This is a genomic window from Micromonospora marina (assembly GCF_900091565.1).
Taxonomy (GTDB): domain Bacteria; phylum Actinomycetota; class Actinomycetes; order Mycobacteriales; family Micromonosporaceae; genus Micromonospora; species Micromonospora marina.
Genome location: NZ_FMCV01000005.1, coordinates 136417 through 153774, shown reverse-complemented (window position 1 = coordinate 153774; position 17358 = coordinate 136417). Strand labels below are relative to the sequence as shown.

14 protein-coding genes are annotated in these 17358 nt (G+C 72.3%); 10 read left to right on the top strand and 4 right to left on the bottom strand.

Annotation, left to right across the window (positions count from 1 at the left end; all coding sequences use genetic code 11):
• Window positions 1-53 precede the first annotated feature (53 nt).
• Genes GA0070215_RS09215 through dapF form a run of 3 tightly spaced genes read left to right on the top strand, consistent with a single transcriptional unit; the run spans window position 54 to window position 2528 of the window.
• The gene (locus GA0070215_RS09215; RefSeq protein ID WP_091044002.1) at window positions 54-773 is read left to right on the top strand and encodes a class III extradiol ring-cleavage dioxygenase family protein; all 720 of its coding nucleotides are present in this window, start codon (window positions 54-56) and stop codon (window positions 771-773) included.
• Window positions 656-1675 (top strand): tRNA (adenosine(37)-N6)-dimethylallyltransferase MiaA, encoded by a 1020-nt coding sequence (miaA, locus tag GA0070215_RS09210; RefSeq protein WP_167361502.1) that lies wholly within the window; start codon window positions 656-658, stop codon window positions 1673-1675. Before GA0070215_RS09215 ends, miaA begins: the two co-directional genes overlap by 118 nt.
• A 7-nt stretch (window positions 1676-1682) precedes the next feature.
• On the top strand, window positions 1683-2528 hold the full coding sequence (gene dapF, locus GA0070215_RS09205) for a diaminopimelate epimerase (protein WP_018785979.1): 846 nt from the start codon (window positions 1683-1685) through the stop codon (window positions 2526-2528).
• Between the two features lie 323 nt (window positions 2529-2851).
• On the opposite strand, the gene GA0070215_RS09200 is transcribed toward dapF, so the two are convergent.
• Window positions 2852-4324 carry an NAD-dependent malic enzyme gene (locus GA0070215_RS09200; protein ID WP_018785980.1) on the bottom strand — a complete coding sequence of 491 codons (1473 nt, stop codon included), beginning with the start codon at window positions 4322-4324 and terminating at the stop codon, window positions 2852-2854.
• A gap of 196 nt (window positions 4325-4520) precedes the next feature.
• Between GA0070215_RS09200 and hflX the strand changes: the two genes are divergently transcribed.
• The gene (hflX, locus tag GA0070215_RS09195) at window positions 4521-5984 is read left to right on the top strand and encodes a GTPase HflX (protein WP_018785981.1); all 1464 of its coding nucleotides are present in this window, start codon (window positions 4521-4523) and stop codon (window positions 5982-5984) included.
• Between the two features lie 50 nt (window positions 5985-6034).
• The gene (locus tag GA0070215_RS28390; protein WP_167361499.1) at window positions 6035-7747 is read left to right on the top strand and encodes a hypothetical protein; all 1713 of its coding nucleotides are present in this window, start codon (window positions 6035-6037) and stop codon (window positions 7745-7747) included.
• A 55-nt stretch (window positions 7748-7802) separates the two neighbouring features.
• Here GA0070215_RS28390 and lexA read toward each other — a convergent pair whose 3' ends face one another.
• Window positions 7803-8585, bottom strand: coding sequence for a transcriptional repressor LexA (gene lexA, locus GA0070215_RS09185; protein WP_018785983.1), 783 nt, complete (start codon window positions 8583-8585; stop codon window positions 7803-7805).
• A 490-nt stretch (window positions 8586-9075) separates the two neighbouring features.
• Between lexA and nrdR the strand changes: the two genes are divergently transcribed.
• The 5 genes from nrdR (at window position 9076) to GA0070215_RS09160 (ending at window position 15573) form a co-directional block, all read left to right on the top strand.
• Entirely contained in the window at window positions 9076-9576 is a 501-nt protein-coding gene (gene nrdR / locus GA0070215_RS09180; protein ID WP_013284751.1) for a transcriptional regulator NrdR, read from the top strand.
• A gap of 38 nt (window positions 9577-9614) precedes the next feature.
• Window positions 9615-12512 carry a vitamin B12-dependent ribonucleotide reductase gene (locus tag GA0070215_RS09175; protein ID WP_091043995.1) on the top strand — a complete coding sequence of 966 codons (2898 nt, stop codon included), beginning with the start codon at window positions 9615-9617 and terminating at the stop codon, window positions 12510-12512.
• A 206-nt stretch (window positions 12513-12718) separates the two neighbouring features.
• On the top strand, window positions 12719-14044 hold the full coding sequence (locus tag GA0070215_RS09170; protein ID WP_091044320.1) for a polysaccharide pyruvyl transferase family protein: 1326 nt from the start codon (window positions 12719-12721) through the stop codon (window positions 14042-14044).
• A gap of 72 nt (window positions 14045-14116) precedes the next feature.
• Window positions 14117-14800, top strand: a complete 684-nt coding sequence (locus tag GA0070215_RS09165; RefSeq protein ID WP_091043992.1) for a DUF2332 family protein — start codon at window positions 14117-14119, stop codon at window positions 14798-14800.
• A gap of 131 nt (window positions 14801-14931) precedes the next feature.
• Window positions 14932-15573 (top strand): class I SAM-dependent DNA methyltransferase, encoded by a 642-nt coding sequence (locus GA0070215_RS09160; RefSeq protein WP_091043989.1) that lies wholly within the window; start codon window positions 14932-14934, stop codon window positions 15571-15573.
• Between the two features lie 55 nt (window positions 15574-15628).
• Here the strand turns inward: GA0070215_RS09160 and GA0070215_RS09155 are convergent, their stop codons facing one another.
• The gene (locus tag GA0070215_RS09155) at window positions 15629-16579 is read right to left on the bottom strand and encodes a hypothetical protein (RefSeq protein ID WP_091043986.1); all 951 of its coding nucleotides are present in this window, start codon (window positions 16577-16579) and stop codon (window positions 15629-15631) included.
• A complete protein-coding gene (locus GA0070215_RS09150) occupies window positions 16576-17172 on the bottom strand; it encodes an RNA polymerase sigma factor (RefSeq protein WP_091044315.1) in 597 nt (198 codons plus the stop codon). Before GA0070215_RS09150 ends, GA0070215_RS09155 begins: the two co-directional genes overlap by 4 nt.
• Window positions 17173-17358 lie beyond the last annotated feature (186 nt).

The following is a 17358-nucleotide window of genomic DNA, read 5'->3' as shown; positions in this document are numbered from 1 at the left end:
CGATGACCGGATCGGCGCGGGGACGCACCGGGAGATCCCGATAGGTTTGGGGCGTGCCCCTGGTTGCCGCCGCCGTCTGCCCCCACCCGCCGCTTATCGTGCCCGAGCTGGCCGGCGCCGCCGCGCCCGAGCTGGACGACCTGCGCGCCGCCGCCGACGCCGCGGTCGCCCGGCTGCTCGCCGCCGGTCCCGAGGCGGTCCTGCTCGTCGGCGGCGGACCGGAGACCGTTCGGTTCGCCGCCGCCGACTCGGGCTCCCTGCGCGGCTTCGGGCTGGACCGGCCGGTGCGGCTGTGGCAGACCTCCTGCTCCGGCGCGGAGCGCCTGCCGCTGAGCCTGACCATCGGCGCCTGGCTGCTGAACCGCTCCGGCACGACGCTGCCCCGGCTGGCCCGGTCGGTGGCGCACGACGCCACGCCGGCGGAGTGTGTGGCGTTCGGCGCGAGCCTGATCGCCGACGACGATCCGCCCGTCGCGCTGCTCGTGCTCGGTGACGGGTCCGCCTGCCGGGGCGTCAAGGCGCCGGGGTACGACGACCCGCGCGCCGCGGCGTACGACGAGGGGGTCGCCGCGGCCCTGGCCGGCGCGGACGCCGACGCCCTGCTCGGGCTGGACCCGGGGCTGTCGGCGGAGCTGCGGGTCGCCGGGCGGGCGCCCTGGCAGGTGCTGGCCGGCGCGGCCCGGGCGGCGGGCGGCGACTGGTGCGGCGAGCTGAGCTACCACCGCGCCCCCTACGGCGTTGCCTACCTCGTGGCGAACTGGGAGCGGTCGTGACAGTCGTGGCGGTGGTCGGGCCGACCGCGGCCGGGAAGTCGGCGCTGAGCATCGCGCTGGCGCACGCGCTCGACGGCGAGGTCGTGAACGCCGACTCGATGCAGCTGTATCGGGGCATGGACGTCGGCACCGCGAAGCTGTCGCCGACCGAGCGCGAGGGCGTGCCGCACCACCTGCTGGACATCTGGCCGGTGACCGAGCCGGCCAGTGTCGCGGAGTATCAGACGCTGGCCCGTGCGGCGGTCGACGACATCCTGGCCCGGGGACGGGTGCCGCTGCTGGTCGGCGGCTCCGGGCTGTACGTGCGGGCGGTGCTGGAGCGGTTCGAGTTTCCCGGCACCGACCCGGCGCTGCGGGAGCGGCTGGAGGCGGAACTCGCGACGGTCGGCCCCGAGCCGCTGCACGCCCGGCTGACCGAGGCCGACCCGGACGCGGCGGCGAGCATCCTGCCCACGAACGGCCGCCGGATCGTGCGGGCGCTGGAGGTGATCGAGCTGACCGGCGCGCCGTTCACCGCGTCGCTGCCGTCGCCCACTCCGTACTACCCGTCGGTGCAGCTCGGCGTCGACCTGGACACCGCTTCGCTGGACGAGCGGATCGCGTTGCGGGTGGACCGGATGTGGGCCGACGGGCTGGTCGACGAGGTGCGGGCGCTGGTCGCCGAAGGGCTGCCCGAGGGGCGGACGGCGAGCCGGGCGCTCGGCTACCAGCAGGTGCTGCGGTTCCTGGCCGGGGAGCTGACCGAGACGGAGGCGCACGAGGATACGGTCCGCGCGACCCGCCGGTTCGTCAGGCGGCAGCGCTCCTGGTTCCGGCGTGACCCGCGCATCCACTGGCTGGACTCGGCGTCGCCCGGGTTCCTCGGCACTGCCCTGCGGGTGGTCGCCGAGCATCGGGGATGATGGAGGCGTGGAGTTCACAAAGGGTCACGGCACCGGCAACGACTTCGTCATCCTGCCCGACCCGGACGGCGCCCTCGACCTGACGCCCGGCCTGGTCGCCGCGCTCTGCGACAGGCGGCGCGGGCTCGGCGGCGACGGCGTGCTGCGCGTCGTACGGGCCGCCAAGCACCCCGAGGGTGTCGCGCTGGCGGGCGAGGCCGAGTGGTTCATGGACTACTGGAACTCCGACGGCTCGTTCGCCGAGATGTGCGGCAACGGGGCCCGTGTGTTCGTCCGCTACCTGCTGGACCGGTCGCTGGCCGCCCCGTCGGGCGGGACGTTGCCGATCGCGACCCGCGCCGGCCTGGTCCGGGCCCGCGTCGAGGGCGCTGGTGTGGCGGTCGAGATGCGCCGCCCCCGGCTGTACGACACCGCGACCGCCACGCTCGGCGGGTTGACGCTGCCCGGCACCGCCGTGGACGTCGGCAACCCGCACCTGGTGTGCCCGCTGCCCGCCGCGCTGGAGCTGACCGGGCTGGACCTCACCCGCGCGCCCGGGGTCGACGCCTCGACGTTCCCGTCCGGGGTGAACGTCGAGTTCACCTCGCCGGGCGAGCCGGTCGCCGGCACCGACGGGCACGTGCTGATGCGGGTCTACGAGCGCGGCTCGGCCGAGACGCTCTCCTGCGGCACCGGCGCGTGCGCGGTGGCGGCGGTGGCGTTGCGCGACGCCGGCCTGGACACCGGCACGATGACCGTGGACGTACCCGGCGGACGCCTCACCGTGACGGTGACGGCCGACACCTGCTGGCTGTCCGGTCCCGCGGTCCTGGTGGCCACCGGCACCCTGACCCCCTCCACCCTTCACCAATAGCCCGCCCGCGTTGCTTCTGCCAGTTGATCAAGGAGTTTGTGGCGGAATCCCGGTGCTCCGGTGACGCGAACTCCTTGGTCGGCACGGGGCTGAGTGCGCGCTGCGGTCCGGCTGGCCGGCATTCCTTCCAAGATCTCGTGTAGGACGTGCCGGGGACGCCTGACTGCGCCGGGTTGCGGGTGTGGGGTGGTGCGCTGAGCCGGGCGCGGGCGGGCCCGTGGGAGGAGATGCCGCCTCGCGAGGTGCTGTCCCGCGAGGTGCTGCCCCCGCGAGAGGGTGCTGGCCTGCGCGAAGGCGCCGCGCAAGGCCGGGCGGGGAACAGGTCAGGGAGTGGCGCTGGCGTTGGCGGCGATCTCGGGCAGGTCGGCCGGGCCCGGGTCGGCCGCCGGGGCCGGCGTCGCGGCCGGGTTCTGGGCGGCGGCCCGCACCGCGGCGGCCACGGCCGGGGCGACCCGGGAGTCGAAGACGCTCGGCACGATCACCGTCGGGTTGATCTTGTCCGCACCGACCACGTCCGCGATGGCTTGCGCGGCGGCGAGCGCCATCTCGTCGGTGAACTCCTCGGCGTGCGCGTCGAGCATGCCGCGGAACACGCCGGGGAAGGCCAGCACATTGTTGATCTGGTTCGGCTGGTCCGAGCGGCCGGTGGCGACCACTGCGGCGTGCTTGCGCGCCTCTCGCGGGTCCACCTCCGGATCGGGGTTGGCGAGCGCGAAGACGATCGCGTCCTTCGCCATCTGGGCGACGTCCTCGCCGGTGAGCAGATTCGGCGCGCTCACGCCGATGAACACGTCCGCGCCGCGTACCGCCCCGGCCAGGTCACCGGAGTAGTTCTCCTTGTTGGTGTTGTCGGCCAGCCACCGCCAGGCCGGGTTGAGGTCCGGCAGTCCGCGGTGCAGGGCGCCCTGGCGGTCGTACGCGATGATGTCGCCCACGCCCTGGCGCAGCAGCAGCTTCATGATCGCGGTGCCGGCCGCGCCGGCGCCGGAGACCACGACCCGGACGTCCGCGAGCTGCTTGCCCACGACGCGCAGCGCGTTCGTCAGCGCGGCCAGCACGCAGATCGCGGTGCCGTGCTGGTCGTCGTGGAAGACCGGGATGTCCAGCGCCTCGCGGAGCCGGGCCTCGATCTCGAAGCAGCGCGGCGCGGCGATGTCCTCCAGGTTGATCCCGCCGTACGCGGGCGCGATCGCCTTGACGATCGCCACGATCTCGTCGGTGTCCTGCGTGTCCAGCACCACCGGCCAGGCGTCCACCCCGCCGAAGCGCTTGAACAGCGCCGCCTTGCCCTCCATCACCGGCAGCGACGCGGCCGGCCCGAGGTTGCCCAGGCCGAGCACCGCGGTGCCGTCGCTGACCACGGCGACGGTGTTGCGCTTGATGGTGAGCCGGCGGGCGTCGGCCGGGTTCTCCGCGATCGCCATGCAGACCCGTGCCACGCCCGGGGTGTACGCGCGGGACAGCTCGTCCCGGGTGCGCAGCGCGACCTTCGGGGTGACCTCGATCTTGCCGCCGAGGTGCAGCAGGAAGGTGCGGTCGGAGACCTTGCGGACGTCCACCCCGTCGAGCGCGGTGAGCGCGTCGACGACCTGGTCGGCGTGGCCGGCGTCGGCGGTGTCGCAGGTGAGGTCGACGATCACGTGCGCGGGGTCGGAGTCGACCACGTCCAGCGCGGTGACGATGGCCCCGGCCTCGCCGGCGGCGGTGGTGAGCCGGCCGATGGAGGTGGCGTCGGCGGGTACCGCGATCCGGATGGTGATGGAGAATCCGGCACTCGGCAGTCGTGTGTTGGCCACGAGAAACTCCTCCGTCGGCGCTGAGCGGCTCGACTGGCATTTCTACTCGCCCGCCCTGGTCGCCCGGCATCCGCCCCCGCTACCGGTGGGTAGCGTCGCGGGCATAACACACGTGCGTCAGGCGTTGTCACATGTCAGGATTGCTGTCACGCGCCGAAAATTCCCGGCGTTGCACATAACGGACAGGAGACGCAGTTTGCGCGACCAGGAGACCTTCCACCCCTACACCGACGACGAGTTCGACGCCACCACCGGCGAGTACGAGCTGTCGGAGCGGCAGGCGCTACGGCGGGTCCCCGGCCTCTCCACCGAACTCACCGACATCACCGAGGTCGAATACCGCCAGCTCCGGCTGGAGCGGGTCGTCCTGGTGGGGGTCTGGACCGAGGGCACCCAGGCCGACGCCGACAACAGCCTCACCGAGCTGGCGGCGCTGGCCGAGACGGCCGGCTCGCAGGTGCTCGAAGGGCTGATCCAGCGTCGCCACCGGCCCGACCCGGCCACGTACATCGGCCGCGGCAAGGTCGACGACCTGGGCGCGGTGGTGCTGTCCACCGGAGCCGACACGATCATCTGCGACGGTGAGCTGTCGCCGTCGCAGCTGCGCAACCTGGAGCAGCGCACCAAGGTCAAGGTGGTCGACCGGACCGCCCTGATCCTCGACATCTTCGCCCAGCACGCCAAGAGCAAGGAGGGCAAGGCGCAGGTCGAGCTGGCCCAGCTCGAATACCTGCTGCCGCGCCTGCGCGGCTGGGGCGAGACGCTGTCCCGGCAGACCGGTGGTAGCGGCCGCGGCGGTGGCGCCGGCGGCGGCGTGGGCCTGCGTGGTCCCGGTGAGACCAAGCTGGAGACCGACCGGCGGCGCATCCGCCACCGCATCGCGCGGCTGCGCCGCGAGATCAAGAGCATGGCGACGGTACGCCAGACGAAGCGCGCCCGGCGCACCCGGAACGCGGTGCCCGCAGTGGCCATCGCCGGCTACACCAACGCCGGCAAGTCCAGCCTGCTCAACCGCCTGACCGGTGCGGGCGTGCTGGTGGAGAACGCGCTGTTCGCCACGCTGGACCCGACCACCCGCCGGGCCACCACGTCCGACGGGCGGCTCTACACGCTGTCCGACACGGTCGGGTTCGTCCGGCACCTGCCGCACCAGATCGTCGAGGCGTTCCGCTCGACGCTGGAGGAGGTCGCCGACTCCGACCTGGTCGTACACGTGGTCGACGGCACGCACCCGGATCCGGAGGAGCAGGTCCGGGCGGTACGCGAGGTGCTCGCCGAGGTGGGCGCCGACCGGCTGCCGGAACTACTGGTGGTGAACAAGACCGACGCCACCGACGAGGAGACGATGCTGCGACTCAAGCGGCTCTGGCCGGACGCGGTCTTCGTCTCCGCGCACAGCGGGCGCGGGATCGACGAGATGCGTGCGGCCGTCGAGCGGCGGCTGCCCCGGCCGGCCGTCGAGGTGCGCGCGGTGCTCCCGTACGACCGGGGTGACCTGGTCGCCCGGGTGCACCGGCAGGGTGAGGTGCTGAGCACCGCGCACCTGCCCGAGGGCACGCTGCTGCACGTGCGGGTCAGCGAGGGGCTGGCCGCGGAGCTCGCGCCGTACCGGGCGGGTGACCGGCTGACCAGCGACGAGCGGGTGAGCGCCGGGCGGTGAGCCGTCCGGCGTCACCCGGCGGAAACCCGCGCCGTGCGACACTGAGCGTCATGCGGCACGTTGTCTCCTCGGTCACGCTCGCGCTCGGCCTGGTCGGCGCGGTCGTGGCGCCGGCCGGGCCGGCCCCCGCGGCCCCCGTGCTGGCCGCGGCTCCCAAGAAGAAGTGCACGGTCACCGACGACCGCCTTCGCGAGCTGTCCGGGCTCGTCGCCACCAGCAACGGGTACGTCGTGATCAACGACGGGTCGGACGACCCCAGCCGCAAGCGGGTCTTCTACCTGGACACCAAGTGCAAGGTCGACAAGGAGGTCCGTTACTCCGGTGACGGGCCGCTCGACACCGAGGACCTGGCGCTCAGCCCGGACCGCAAGAACCTCTGGATCGCCGACACCGGCGACAACGTGGAGAAGAAGACCCGCCGGGAGCGGGTGGCGGTCTGGACGATGCCGCTGAGCGGCTCGAAGCAGCCGGTGCTGCACCGGCTCAGCTACCCGGGCAAGGAGCCGCACGACGCGGAGGCCCTGCTCGTCGACGACGACAACATGCCGCTGGTGATCACCAAGGAGCTCTCCGGCAAGTCGGAGATCTACACCCCGACGGTGAAGCTGAAGGCGAGCGGTGACACCGAGCCGATCCCGATGAAGAAGGTCGGCGAGTTCACGCTCCCGAAGACCAGCACCGACAACAAGCTCGGCTCGCCCGGGCGGGCGCTCGTCACCGGCGCGGCCCGCTCACCCGACGGCGGCAGGGTCGTGCTGCGCACGTACGCCGACGCGTTCGAGTTCGACGTGGCCGGCGGCGACATCGTCAAGGCGATCACCACCGGCAAGCCCCGGGTCACCCCGCTGGCCGACCCGTTCGGCGAGGCGATCTCCTACACGCCGGACGGCAAGACGTTCGTCACCGTCTCCGACGGCGGCACGCTCGACGAGTCGGACCCGATCGACATCCTCAGCTACACCCCGTCGACCACTGGCGCGGAGGCGCTGCCCAACGGCGGCAAGGCCGACACCAAAGCGGCCGCCGAGAAGTCCTGGCTCGAAGGGCTCTCGCTCGACGAGATCACGTACCTGATCGCGGCGGTCGGGGTGATCGGCGCGCTGCTGATGGGCGCCGGCGTGTTCGGCATCCTGCGGGCGCGGCGCAAGCCGGCGCCCCGGGCACCGGCCGGCGACCCCGAGCGCAGCGGCGACTTCCCGGTGAACAACGGCTTCCCGTCGGGCGAACGGCCGGACGCCCCGCGCGGCGGTGTCTACGGCGGTGGTCAGGGCGGCGTCTACGGCGGCGCGGCCAAGGGCGACCGCCCGGCGTCCGGCGGTGTCTACGGCGGTGGCCGGTCGGGCGGCGGCGTGTACGGCGGCGGCGCCCAGGGCGGTGGCCGTCCCCCGGGCGGGGCTCGTCCGCAGGGTGGCGGCGTGTACGGCGGCGGTGGTGCCCCGGCCGGTGGCGGGCGCGGTGGCGGCGTCTACGGCGGCGGGGGCCAGGGCGGACCGGGCGGCGGCCAGGGCGGTCCCGGCCGTAGCGGTCCGGGTGGCGGCGGTCCGGGTGGCGGCGGTCAGGGCAGTCCGGGCCGCGGCGGCCCGGGTGGGGCCGGATACCGCGGGCAGCCGAACGGTGGTGGGCCGCGGGGGGAAGGCGGCCGGGCCGAGCCGCCGCGCCGCGGACAGGACCCGCGTGGCGGGCGCCGCGACGGTTACGACGACCAGGGCCGGTACGGCCCGGTGTCCGGCGGCGGCCGGGAGTACCGGGGCGACCGCTACTGAGACGACACGGAAAAGGGGTGACCGGCCACGGTCACCCCTTTTCGCTGCTGTCGCCTCAGATGCGCCGCAGCACCGCCACCACGCGGCCCATGATCGTGGCGTCGTCGCCGGGGATCGGGTCGAAGGCCGGGTTCTGCGGCATCAGCCAGACGTGCCCGTCGCGCCGCCGGTACGTCTTCACCGTCGCCTCGCCGTCGAGCATGGCGGCCACGATGTCGCCGACCTCGGCGTTCGGCTGCTGCCGGACGACCACCCAGTCGCCGTCGCAGATCGCCGCGTCGAGCATCGAGTCACCCTTGACCTGGAGCATGAAGACCTCGCCCTCGCCGACCAGCTCGCGGGGGAGGGGGAAGATGTCCTCCACCGCCTGCTCGGCCAGGATCGGCCCACCGGCGGCGATGCGGCCCAGCATCGGCACGTACGCCGGGGCGGGCCGCTGGGCGCGGGCCGCCTCGTCGTCCGCCTCGCCCGGCGCGCGGACGTCGACGGCGCGCGGACGGTTCGGGTCGCGGCGCAGGAAGCCCTTCTTCTCCAGCTCCTTGAGCTGGTAGGCGACGCTGGACGGGGACACCAGCCCGACCGCCTCGCCGATCTCGCGCACGCTCGGCGGGTAGCCGTGGCGCTCGACCCAGGTGCGGATGAACTCCAGGATCCGCCGCTGCCGGGCGGTCAGGTCGACGGTCGTCGGGTCGGGGAAGCTGCTCACCACCGGGGTGACCGGACGCACCGCCGCGGGAGCGGTGCGGCTGCGGGCGGTGCGGGGGCGACGGGTCGCCGGCGGCCCCGCCCCGTCGTTCGGCTGCGGGTTCTTCTGCCGGCTGGCCCGGTCCTCGGTCACGTCCGTCCCTCCCTGGTCGGCGCTGGGGTGCCTCGTCGGCTCGTGGTGCGTGTGGTCTGACCGTATAGGTGAGATCGGCCATTTTCAAACATCTGTACGACCTGCTGTCGGCGTGTCGTGCCGAGTTCCTGGATTTCCGAACTGGTGTTCTGATAGAAGGGTACGCCGATCGAACGGATGTTCCATCCCGGCCGCCCGTGACCAGTGCGGGAGGCGGTCCGTTGGGCTCCTCGGTGGCGTCGCGCCGGACGTGATCCTGATGACGCGCCGGACGCGCCGGTCAACTTGACCTCGCTTGGGGTTCGGCATACGGTCGACCCCTAGATGTAGTAGTCACACGGGCGTAAGTTGCCTACAGGTTGGGTTCAACTACCGAACGCACTCCCGCACCGCGCACCCGGCGACGGTCATCGGACGATGGCCCCGCCGTGTCGACGCGTGTCCGGGAGCCGGTAGGTGTGCCCGCGATCGACGACAGGAGGTCGGGCGAATGCGGTGTCCGTACTGCCGGCACGCCGACTCCCGGGTGGTCGACTCGCGGGAGGCCGACGACGGCCAGCTCATCCGGCGGCGGCGGTCGTGCCCGGAGTGCGGCAAGCGGTTCACCACCGTCGAGGAGGCGGTGCTCGCGGTGGTCAAGCGCAGCGGGGTGACCGAGCCGTTCAGCCGTACGAAGATCATCGGCGGGGTGCGCAAGGCGTGTCAGGGGAGGCCGGTCGACGACGACTCGATCGCGCTGCTGGCACAGAAGGTCGAGGAGACCGTGCGGGCCAAGGGGGCGGCCGAGATCCCCAGCCACGAGGTGGGCCTGGCCATCCTCGGCCCGTTGCGTGACCTCGACGAGGTGGCCTACATGCGGTTCGCCAGCGTCTACCGGTCCTTCGACTCGCTCGCCGACTTCGAGCGCGAGATCGAGACGCTGCGGGCCGCCGCGCGCGCCCGGGAGGGCGCCGGTGCCGGTGCGGCGGACGCCGCCGGCGCGATCAGCTGACATTTTCCGGTTTCTGACAGGTACACGAGGCGCGGTGGGTGACCGTTGCCGACGAGGGGGGCGAGGGCGTGACGACCAGCAGGTCACGGAACAAGGCCGGGGCGGGGCTGAAGATCGAGCGCGTCTGGACGACCGAGGGGGTGCATCCCTACGACGAGGTCGCCTGGGAGCGCCGCGACGTCGTCATGACGAACTGGCGGGACGGCTCGATCAACTTCGAGCAGCGCGGGGTGGAGTTCCCCGCGTCCTGGTCGGTGAACGCGGCGAACATCGTGACCACCAAGTACTTCCGGGGCGCGGTGGGGACCCCGGAGCGGGAGTGGTCGCTCAGGCAGCTCGTCGACCGGGTGGTCGACACCTACCGCACCGCCGGTGAGGAGTACGGCTACTTCGCCACCCCGGCCGACGCCGAGGTGTTCGCACACGAGCTGACCTGGATGCTGCTGCACCAGGTGTTCAGCTTCAACTCGCCGGTGTGGTTCAACGTCGGCACGCCTTCGCCGCAGCAGGTCTCGGCGTGCTTCATCCTCTCCGTCGACGACTCGATGGACTCCATCCTCGACTGGTACAAGGAGGAGGGGCGGATCTTCCAGGGCGGCTCCGGCGCCGGGGTCAACCTGTCCCGCATCCGTTCCTCGAAGGAGCTGCTCTCCTCCGGCGGCACCGCCTCCGGCCCGGTCAGCTTCATGCGCGGTGCGGACGCCTCCGCCGGCACCATCAAGTCCGGTGGCGCCACCCGGCGTGCGGCCAAGATGGTCATCCTCGACGTGGACCACCCGGACATCGAGGAGTTCGTGGCGACCAAGGCGCGCGAGGAGGACAAGATCCGCGCGCTGCGCGACGCCGGGTTCGACATGGACCTGGGCGGCGCCGACATCGTCAGCGTGCAGTACCAGAACGCCAACAACTCGGTCCGCGTCTCCGACGAGTTCATGACCGCGGTGGAGAACGGCGGCGGCTTCGACCTGCGCGGCCGGCTCGACGGGCAGACCATCGAGACGATCGACGCCAAGAAGCTGTTCCACACCATCTCCCAGGCGGCCTGGGAGTGCGCCGACCCGGGTTTGCAGTACGACGACACCATCAACGACTGGCACACCTGCCCGGAGACCGGGCGGATCACCGCGTCGAACCCCTGCTCGGAGTACCTGCACCTGGACAACTCCTCGTGCAACCTGGCCTCGCTGAACCTGATGAAGTTCCTCCGCGCCGACGGCGGCTTCGAGGTGGAGAAGTTCGTCAAGTCGGTCGAGTTCGTCATCACCGCGATGGACATCTCGATCTGCTTCGCCGACTTCCCGACCGAGAAGATCGGTGAGACCACCCGCGCCTACCGGCAGCTCGGCATCGGGTACGCCAACCTGGGCGCGCTGCTGATGGCCTCCGGCCTGCCGTACGACTCGGAGCAGGGCCGGGAGGTGTCCGCCGCGATCACCTCGCTGATGACCGGCACCGCCTACCGCCGTTCCGCCGAGCTGGCCGGCATCGTCGGCCCGTACGACGGCTACGCCCGCAACGCCGAGCCGCACAAGCGGGTCATGCGAAAGCACGCCGCCGCCAACGACGCGATCAAGGCGACCGGCACCGTGGCCACCGCCGTGCAGCGCGAGGCCACCAAGCAGTGGACGTCGGGCAACAAGCTCGGTGACAAGTTCGGCTGGCGCAACTCGCAGGCCAGCGTGCTCGCCCCGACCGGCACCATCGGCCTGATGATGGACTGCGACACCACGGGTGTCGAGCCGGACCTGGCGCTGGTGAAGTTCAAGAAGCTGGTCGGCGGCGGCTCGATGCAGATCGTCAACCAGACCGTGCCGCGCGCCCTGCGCAGCCTCGGCTACCCCGAGGAGCAGGTCGAGGCGATCGTCGAGCACATCGCCGACCACGGGCACGTGGTGGACGCCCCGGGCCTCAAGCCGGAGCACTACCCGGTCTTCGACTGCGCCATGGGCGAGCGCTCGATCGCGCCGATGGGCCACGTGCGGATGATGGCGGCCGTCCAGCCGTTCATCTCCGGCGCCATCTCCAAGACGGTGAACATGCCGGAGCAGGCGACCGTCGCCGACGTCGAGAAGATCTACTTCGAGGGCTGGAAGCTCGGCCTCAAGGCCCTGGCGATCTACCGGGACAACTGCAAGGTCGGCCAGCCGCTGTCGGCGGCGAAGAAGAACGACGCCAAGGCGGACACGACCGCCGTCGCGCAGGCCGCGCCGGAGAAGGTCGTGGAGAAGGTCGTCGAGTACCGCCCGGTACGCAAGCGGCTACCGAAGAAGCGCCCGTCGGAGACCATCTCGTTCTCGGTCGGCGGCGCGGAGGGCTACCTCACCGCCTCGTCGTACCCGGACGACGGCCTCGGCGAGGTCTTCCTCAAGATGTCGAAGCAGGGCTCGACCCTGGCCGGCGTGATGGACGCCTTCTCGGTGGCCATCTCCATCGGTCTCCAGTACGGCGTGCCGCTGGAGACGTACGTCAGCAAGTTCACCAACATGCGTTTCGAGCCGGCCGGTATGACCGACGACCCGGACGTGCGGATGGCCGCCTCGGTGATGGACTACATCTTCCGTCGCCTGGCGCTGGACTTCCTGCCGTACGACCGCCGCGCCGAGCTGGGCATCTTCACCGCCAGGGAACGGGCCGCCCAGCTCGCGGCCGAGGCGGAGGCGGAGGCGAGCGGTGCGGACCTCACCGCGATGGCCGCCTCCGCCCCGGTCGAGGCGACCGAGCCGAAGACCGGCCCGGTCGCGCAGCCGGCGCAGGAGATGGCCGACGCCGCGGCCGTGAAGCCGGCCCCGGCCGTGGGTTCCAGCACCGAGCTGCTGGAGGCCGTGATCGGCAAGGCCGCCGACGCGCCGCTCTGCTTCACCTGCGGCACGAAGATGCGGCCCGCCGGTAGCTGCTACGTCTGCGAGGGCTGCGGCTCCACCAGCGGTTGCAGCTGACAGTCGGGAGACCAGCGACCGCCCGGTCCGGTAGGGGGCGGGCGGTCGCTGCGGCAGGGACGTGACGGCCGGCAGGTGGGATCCGGACCGGCGTGGAGATGGCATAGGATTTCTGCTCCTGCACGGAACGGGGCCGTGCCCGGCCGATCGCGCCGCTTCGGCCTCGCCGGGCGCCGTGGCGTCCGGGACGAAGGGTGGACACCCGGATGCACCAGCGGATCCTGTTGCGCGCCCGCAAGGGCCCGTTCGACGTCGTCACCGCCGAGGAGACCTACGAGCGGGACTGGATCGGCAAGAACAGTGGCAACCTGGTCTTCAGCCACGCCGCGCACAAGCTGCTGTCCACCTCGGCGGCGGAGATCACCCCGTCGCGGTTCCGGGCGGACCCGCGCGATGCCGACGAGATCAACGAGAAGTACGACGTCTTCGTGATCCCGCTGGCGAACGCGTTCCGCCACGACTACACGAACCGGCTGATCTCGATGACCCGGCTGATCGAGCGGCTCAAGATCCCGGTGGTGGTGCTCGGGGTCGGTGTGCAGACCGACGTGGACGGCGACCGGGAGTTCCTGCGCCCGATCGACGAGCCGGTGAAGGCGTTCTGCCGGGCGGTGCTGGACCGGTCGCACAGCATCGGCGTACGCGGCGAGATCAGCGAGAGCTACCTGCGTACGCTGGGGTTCTCGGCCGTCGAGCAGATCGGCTGCCCGTCGATGTTCCTGCACGGCGACAGCTTCCGGGTCGAGAAGATGAAGGCGACCCTGGGCCCCGAGGACCGGCTCGCGTTCGTCATCTCGCCGTACGTCCGCGCGTTGGCCCCGCTCGTCCGCCACCACCACCAGCGCTACCCGAACCTGCGCTACCTGGCCCAGGGCCTGTACACCCTCGGCACCCTGCTCTACGGCGACGAACCGAAGTTGCGGGGCAAGACCGACGACCTGCCGATCCACACCTCACACCCGCTCTTCGCCGAGGACAAGGTGCGGATGTTCGTGGACCCGTGGCCCTGGATCGAGTACCTCTCCGGGTTCGACTTCGCCTTCGGCACCCGGATCCACGGCACCATCACGGCGCTGATCTCGGGCACGCCCGGTTATCTCCTCGCCCACGACTCGCGCACCCTGGAACTGGCCCGCTACTTCGACATCCCGCACCGGCTGATGCGCGACGTGCCGGCCGACGTGGACGCCGCGCGACTCTACGAGGAAGCCGACTACACGGCCCTGAACGAGGGCCACAAGGAGCGCTTCGCGCGGATCACCGCGTTCCTCGCCAAGCACGACCTCGGCCTGTCGTTCGCCGACGGGGACAGCGCCACCCGCTTCGACGAGCAGGTCCGCCGCACCGTCTACCCGCCGGCGGTCCGGCCGGCCTCCGCCCACACCACGGAGGAACTGCTGGCGCGCATGCAGTGGCTGCGGGACGAGAACCGGACGCTGCAGCAGAAGCTCAAGACACGCCGCGCAAAGCCGTTGCGCGAGCAGGTCAAGCAGGCGGTGGGCAGCCGGGTCCGCCGGATGCTGTCGCGCTGACCGTCGTACGCCTGCGCGTCCGGGTGCGGGCGGTCACAGACCATCGGGTACGCGGACCGGAATGCTCACGGGATGAGTACTGCCGACATCTACCGGGTCTTCGCGGAGCGTGAGACGCGCGGCGTGTCCCCGGCGTACGAGCGGTTGTCGCGGACGGTCGCCGGTGACCCGGAGCTGCTCGCCCTGCTCGACACGCTGCCGCCGGCCAAGCGTCAGCCGAACCTGCTGTTCGGGGTGGTGCGGCTGCCGGTGCTCGACTGCGTCCTGACGGGCGTGGATCCGCCGGCGCGGCGCCCGGAGGTGGTGTGGCGGGCCGGGCTGGACGTGAACCCGCTCGACGTCACCGACCCGGCCGACGTGGCCTGGCTGGAGGCGCTGATCTGGCCGGAGCACCGGCACCGCCGGGAGCGGTTGCGCGCCGCGGCGGCGGTCGCGGCGGCCGATCCGCCCCTGCTGGTACGCGGAGACCTGGTCGACGACCTGCCGGCGCTGGCGGCGCGTGCTCCGGCCGGGGCGACGCTCGTGGTGTTCCACAGTTCGGTGCTCTACCAGGTGCCGAAGGCCCGCCGGGACGCGTTCACCGCGCTGGTACGCACGTTGCCGGGCCACTGGATCGCCAACGAGGATCCGTCCGTGCTGCCACTCGCCGACTTGCCGGAGCCGCCCGCGGACGGTTTCCACAACGTCCTGGCCCAAGACGGCCGCCCGGTCGCGTGGACGACGGGCCACGGCCAGTCCATCACCTGGTTCCGCTGACCCCGAAGCGGGCCCGTCCTCGTCGATCACGAAGTTGACGGCGCGACACGCCGATACGACGCCCGCCAACTTCATGATCGACGAAGGTCGCGCCGGGCGCGGACGGCAGGCGTCTATTAGGGTCGGCGGGCGTGACCGAACCCGCCTGGCTGGTCGAGACGCGCACCGCCTACGACACAGTCGCCGAGGACTACGCGCGGCTGCTGCCCGACGTGGTGGAGCCGCCGCTGGACCGGGCACTGCTCACGGCGTTCGCCGAAACGGTCGGGCCGGGCCGACCCGTGCTGGAGGTGGGCTGCGGCACCGGCCGCGTCACCGCCCACCTGCACCGGCTCGGCCTCGACATCAGCGGGGTCGACCTGTCGCCCGGCATGGTGGCGGTGGCCCGCCGCGCCTGTCCGGACCTGCGCTTCGAGGTCGGCTCGCTCACCGAGCTCACCGCGCCGGACGGGTCGCTGGCCGGGCTGGTCTCCTGGTACTCGCTGATCCACCTGCCACCCGACCTGCTGCCCGAGGTGTTCGCCGGCTTCCGCCGGGTGCTCGCCCCGGGCGGTCACCTGCTGCTCGCGGTGAAGGCCGGTGACCGGCGGGACCGGCGGGAGCGGGCGTACGGCCATCCCGTCCGGTACGACGTCTACTGGCTGTCGCCGGAGCGGCTGACCGCGCAGCTCGCGGCGGCCGGATTCGCGGTGACGGCGACGATGGTCCGCGCGCCGGCCGACGGCGAGCGGCAGGCTCAGGCGTTCCTGCTCGCGCAGCGCCCGGCCGACTGAATCGGACGCGGCTCGACCGGACGCTGACGACGAAAACCGGGCCGGCAGCGTCCGGTCAGGCCCGGCGCGGAGTCACCGATATCTGCTCGGCGATCGCGATGACCTGCCCGGCGGAGAGCCGTAACGGCGCCTGCAGGTTGACCACCGCCCCGCCCGTGACCTCGGCCTGCAGGAACCACATGTCGTCGGCGCGGATCAGCCGCGCTTCCCGGCCGCCCACCGTGACTCTTCGCTCCTCCCGGGCTCCCGTCACGTTGAGCAGAAGGTCCGGATCACGGCGCGGCACCACCTGCACGGTGAGCGTCTCGTCGGGGGAGCCGCCCTGCAGGGTCAGGATGGTGTCGTCCTTGAACATGGCGACCCGCCAACCGCGCGGCGCCAGCCGGACCCGCAGCGGCACCTGCTGCGGCTCGTCGACGAGGTGCTCGGCCAGCCGGAGCAGCGCCGCGTCGTCGGCGAACCTGCGGTGGCCGGTCAGCGACACCCACTGACCGGGCGTGCGTTCCCACGACATGGCGAGCCGGCGGGGTCCGCCGGGGTTCGACTCCTCGTAGATCTCGGCCGGGCGGCCTGCGACGGTCACCGGGCGTGACGTCGTCGCGATCGGCGCCGGTCGGCTGTCCCCGACGAGGAGGTAGACGTCGTCGGTGGTGCTGCGGGACAGGAACACGGCGAGAAACTGGCCCGGAGCGTAGCTGTAGCGAGGTGGGCTCAGCGTCGCCGGCCGCGACCGCAGGGTCAGCGGAAACTCCGGGATCGTGGTAGCCACCAGGGTCAACGGCTCCGCCGGACCGAGCGGACGTACCGCGAGGCCCACGCCCGCCCCGGCCACCACCGTGGCCCCGGCTGCCACCAGGAGCGTCCGACGCCGCAGCGGCGGGACGGTCCGGCGTACGGGCGCGGCGGCGAACTCGCGGGCGAGGCGGTCCTTCGCGAGGCGGAGCGTCTCGGTGGACGCTTCCGGGGCGTCCGGCCCGTGCGTTCGTAGCAGGTTGATCTCGTTCATGTCGGCTCCTCGAGGGCGAGCGCGAGTCGGGTGAGTCGGCGGGCACGGTGCAGGCGGGAACGGACGGTGCCGATCGGGATGTCGAGCACGGCGGCGATCTGCTCGTACGACAGGTCCGCCCATGCGGTGAGCAGCAACACGTCGCGGTCCCGCCGGTGCAGCGAGGCCAGCGCCAGGGCCAGGTCCCGGCGTAGGGCGGCGGCGTCCAGCCGGTCGATCGCGTCCTCGATCACCGACGGTGTCGACTCGCCGGCGGCGAGCCGGGCCAGCGCGCGGTAGCGGCGTTCCTCGGTCCGCACGTGCCGGCGCAGGAGGTTGGTGGCGATCCCGAAGAGCCACGGCCGTACCCCGACGCCCGAGGTGTACGACGCCCTCCGCCGGAATGCGACCAGGAAGGTCTCGGCCAGGAGGTCGTCCGCCGCCGGACCGATCCGGCGAGCCAGATAACGGTGCACGGGGAGGGCGTGCCGGTCGAACAACGGCCCGAACCGCTTCGGCTCAGCGAGGGACGCGCGTATCACGTCGTCGTCCGACGGCTCGTCGGGCGGCGCGACCCCGGGATGTCCCCGCTCGTGGGCCTCGACCCGGTGCATCTTGTTCGTCACATCCGTTCATGCCCGGTCGGCTTCGACCGGTTCACGGCGGGCCGCGGTCCGGTCGTGGTGCCCCTCCCGGGCAGCCGGCGCGACGCCGACACCGGCGTGAGCATCGCCCTCGGCGAGACCATTGCGACGGGGCGGATGCCGGTGGTGTCGACCTCGCGAGGGCGCCCTCCGTAG